We start from the raw sequence: 3244 nt of genomic DNA on the forward strand, positions 1-3244 counted from the left end.
GACATCTCCACTTTTTTGGAAATATCGCCAGTACGGTCCGTGACGTCCCAACAGCCCTTGGAACCCCCTGGATTTATCCATGGGGAGCAGTCAGATTCGAATATATACCGCTACAATATAGAGAGAAGATACAAACTTTTAGGGGGAAGAAATATGCTGACAATCGGATACATCGGAAACGGAAAAAGCACGAACCGTTATCATCTGCCGTTTTCTTTATCAAGAAGCAATATCAAAGTCAAAACGATCTATAGCCGGAATCCACAGAAAAGTGATTGGGAAAAAATCGAGGGCATCCACTACACCGGGAATATTGCGGATGTTCTGGAGGATGATGACATCCAGTTGGTGGTCGTCTGCACACATACGAATTCCCACTACGAGTTCGCTAAACAGGCTTTGGACCACGGCAAAAATGTGCTGGTCGAAAAACCGTTCATGGCAACTTCCGAAGAAGCAGCCGCCATTTTTGCATACGCGAAAGAAAAGGGCTTGCTGGTCCAGTGTTACCAGAACAGACGCTACGATTCGGACTTCCTGACGACGCAGAAAATCATCGAAAGCGGCAAATTAGGCGATCTGTTGGAAGTCGAGATAGCAATCGATTACTATCGCCCGGAAATTCCCTTGTCGATCGACAGCTTCACAAAGGATACAAGCTACCTGTACGGAATCGGCAGCCATACCATCGATCAGGTCCTCTCCTATTTCGGCAAACCGGACAAAATCCATTATGATGTGCGGCAATTGTTGGGGCCGGGCCGGATGAACGATTACTTCGATCTGGATTTCCATTATCAGAATCTGAAAGTTTCCATCAAATCCAGCTTCTTCAGGCTGAAGGAACGTCCGAGCTTTGTCGCTTACGGCAAAAAGGGCATGTTCGTGAAACAGACCCGAGACCGTCAAGAAGAGCATCTGAAGCTGTTCCACATGCCGAACAATTCTGATTTCGGTGTCGACCTGCCGGAGCATTACGGGGTTCTGACGTATATGGATGATGAAGGTGTCTACCATGAAGAGAAAGTGGTCTCCGAAAAAGGCGATTACGCCAGAGTCTATGACGATCTATACAACGCAATCGTGAACGGTGCGGAAAAAGTCACCAAGGACGAAGAAACCCTGCTGCAGATGGAAATCATCGAAACAGGGATAGCGGGTATGGTCTGAATAGTATGATAGTGAAAGAAACCGGTGTCGACCTCGTTGCGAGGCGGACACTGGTTTCTTTGTTTTTTTCGATTGTCCGGTAATTGTCTTTGCGAAGGTTTTGAGTCTGGATGGGGGCCCCAGCTCCGGTGAACGGTGCCTCACCGGAGCTGCGCGCGCGTTTTGTTTTTTTCGATGGGAACAGATTGCGAAACATGGATTCACGTGAGTTATTCATGATTTCAATCGCCATATCATCCAAAAACATGGATTCGAAAATGTTATTCATATTTTCGGGTGCGCCAGCATCCGTGGCTTTTTGGTGTCTCCCTCACCACTTATTCGGGTTGCTGTTATCGGGAGCAAGATGGTTGATGATGTCTTCGTAATTGTTCGCTTTATTCCTGATGTACTCGGCTTTTTGGGTGATGTCGATCAGTTTGGCGTCCATGATTTCTTTCTGCTTCAAAATTATCTCATAGCGCTCAAATATGGTAGAATCGCCTTGTAGACACAGGTCGACGTAGTCCTTGATGGCCTCTATCGTCATCCCGCAGCCCCTGAGATTTTGTGCGCCTTTCAGCCAATGGATCGATTTCTCGTCAAAAATCCGGTTGTTGTTTTTATCGCGTTGAATACTAGGAACGAGCCCTTTATCCGTATAGAATCTGACGGTATGTTCAGTCATATCGAGTATTTCGGAAACTTCTTTGACGGTGTACATTTTTACGCCTCCTGCATATCATATTCAAAAATCACTTGACTTCGTGTTACTCGAAGATGGTAAAGTCATTATATCAAAGCAATCCTTTTCATGCGAAATTTTGAGAACGCTTTTTTGGCAGCCTGATTTCCATAATTGCACGAATAACAATACAACCAAAGGAGTGATCAAAACTACGATGGAAAAAACAATTGAAAATACAATGGATATACGAGGCAAAATCTATTTGCTGACATTCATCAGTTTCCTGGTCGGAACGTTGCAGTTCGTCATCGGGGGTATCCTAGATAAAGTGGCCTTGTCAGTGGGGGTTTCGGTATCGACAGTGGGGCAGGTCATCACAGCCTTTTCACTGGCCTCCGCCATCGGCACGCCGATTTTCATGATGGCGACCGCGAAGATGGACAGACGCAAGCAACTGCTGATTGGGCTTGTTGCTGTACTGATCAGCACGATTTCCACGGTGGCCCTGCCCGGGTTCGGATTCCTGATGGTTTCCCGCAGCCTGCTTGGGGTTGGGACCGGAATCTACAACATAAGCGCTTATGCGATCGTTGCCAAGATGGCTCCACCCGGACGGCAGGCCATGGCCTTGTCGAATCTGGCGATGGGCGCCAGCGCCGCTCTGGTCATCGGTGTTCCGATTGCCCGCGTTATGGTTGCGGCATTTGACTGGAGGATCATTTTTGTGGTCATTGGCATCCTGACGCTACTGTCCATATTCGCCGTGATCCGGATGATTCCGGCTGCGGCAGGCGAAGCGCCAATACCGCTTAGCGCGCAACTGGCATTGCTGAAGAACCCGAAAATATTTATGGCACTCAGCGTGTCGTTCCTCATGTTTTTCGCCTATTCGGTGGTCAATTCGTACACGACTCCATTTCTGCTGGCGGTCATGCCGTCGATGGAATCACGCATCAGTATGATTCTACTTTTCCTCGGAATCGCGAGTCTGATCGGATCCAAGCTTGGAGGATTTTTGGCGGATCGATTTGGTGCCGCCCACACGCTGGTGGGTGGAATCATAGCCCAAGCCCTTGCGTTGATGCTGATCCCGATCTTTTCCGAATCGGTTATTCTCATCGTTTCCATGCTGATGATCTGGGCCATCGCTGCCTGGGCATGCGGACCGACGCTGAACTTTAATCTGGTCTCCATCGCTCCCGAAGCGTCCGGCATCATGCTGAGTCTGAACAGCACCTTTATCCAGTTCGGCTTCGCTGCAGGCGCTGCAATCGGGGGGATCGTCGTGGGTAGCGCGTCGATCATGGCAATCATGTGGACAGGTGCTGCATCGTTAGCAGTTGCTGTTGTCGTGGGGCTTGTTTCCTTCGGCCTTATGCCTCCCCGCAAAAATTATCATCTGTAAAA

Annotated in this window: 3 protein-coding genes; 2 read left to right on the plus strand and 1 reads right to left on the minus strand. The window is 48.7% G+C overall.

The window, feature by feature from the left end; all coding sequences use genetic code 11:
- Positions 1 to 153: 153 nt before the first annotated feature.
- Positions 154 to 1170 carry a Gfo/Idh/MocA family oxidoreductase gene (locus WBV27_RS05885; protein ID WP_424200265.1) on the plus strand — a complete coding sequence of 339 codons (1017 nt, stop codon included), beginning with the start codon at positions 154 to 156 and terminating at the stop codon, positions 1168 to 1170.
- A gap of 310 nt (positions 1171 to 1480) precedes the next feature.
- On the opposite strand, the gene WBV27_RS05890 is transcribed toward WBV27_RS05885, so the two are convergent.
- The gene (locus tag WBV27_RS05890; protein ID WP_424200267.1) at positions 1481 to 1873 is read right to left on the minus strand and encodes a MerR family transcriptional regulator; all 393 of its coding nucleotides are present in this window, start codon (positions 1871 to 1873) and stop codon (positions 1481 to 1483) included.
- A gap of 178 nt (positions 1874 to 2051) precedes the next feature.
- Here WBV27_RS05890 and WBV27_RS05895 point away from each other — a divergent pair, with 178 nt between their 5' ends.
- Positions 2052 to 3242 carry an MFS transporter gene (locus tag WBV27_RS05895; RefSeq protein ID WP_424200269.1) on the plus strand — a complete coding sequence of 397 codons (1191 nt, stop codon included), beginning with the start codon at positions 2052 to 2054 and terminating at the stop codon, positions 3240 to 3242.
- The last annotated feature ends 2 nt before the right edge of the window (positions 3243 to 3244 follow it).

This window comes from Trichococcus sp., assembly GCF_049589555.1.
In the GTDB taxonomy this organism is placed as follows: domain Bacteria; phylum Bacillota; class Bacilli; order Lactobacillales; family Aerococcaceae; genus Trichococcus.

What these genes read in the sequence shown, in the direction of transcription:
- WBV27_RS05895 (WP_424200269.1), top strand. Translation starts at nt 2,052, where the DNA reads ATGGAAAAAACAATTGAAAATACAATGGATATACGAGGCAAAATCTAT.
- WBV27_RS05890 (WP_424200267.1), bottom strand. Translation starts at nt 1,873, where the DNA reads ATGTACACCGTCAAAGAAGTTTCCGAAATACTCGATATGACTGAACAT.
- WBV27_RS05885 (WP_424200265.1), top strand. Translation starts at nt 154, where the DNA reads ATGCTGACAATCGGATACATCGGAAACGGAAAAAGCACGAACCGTTAT.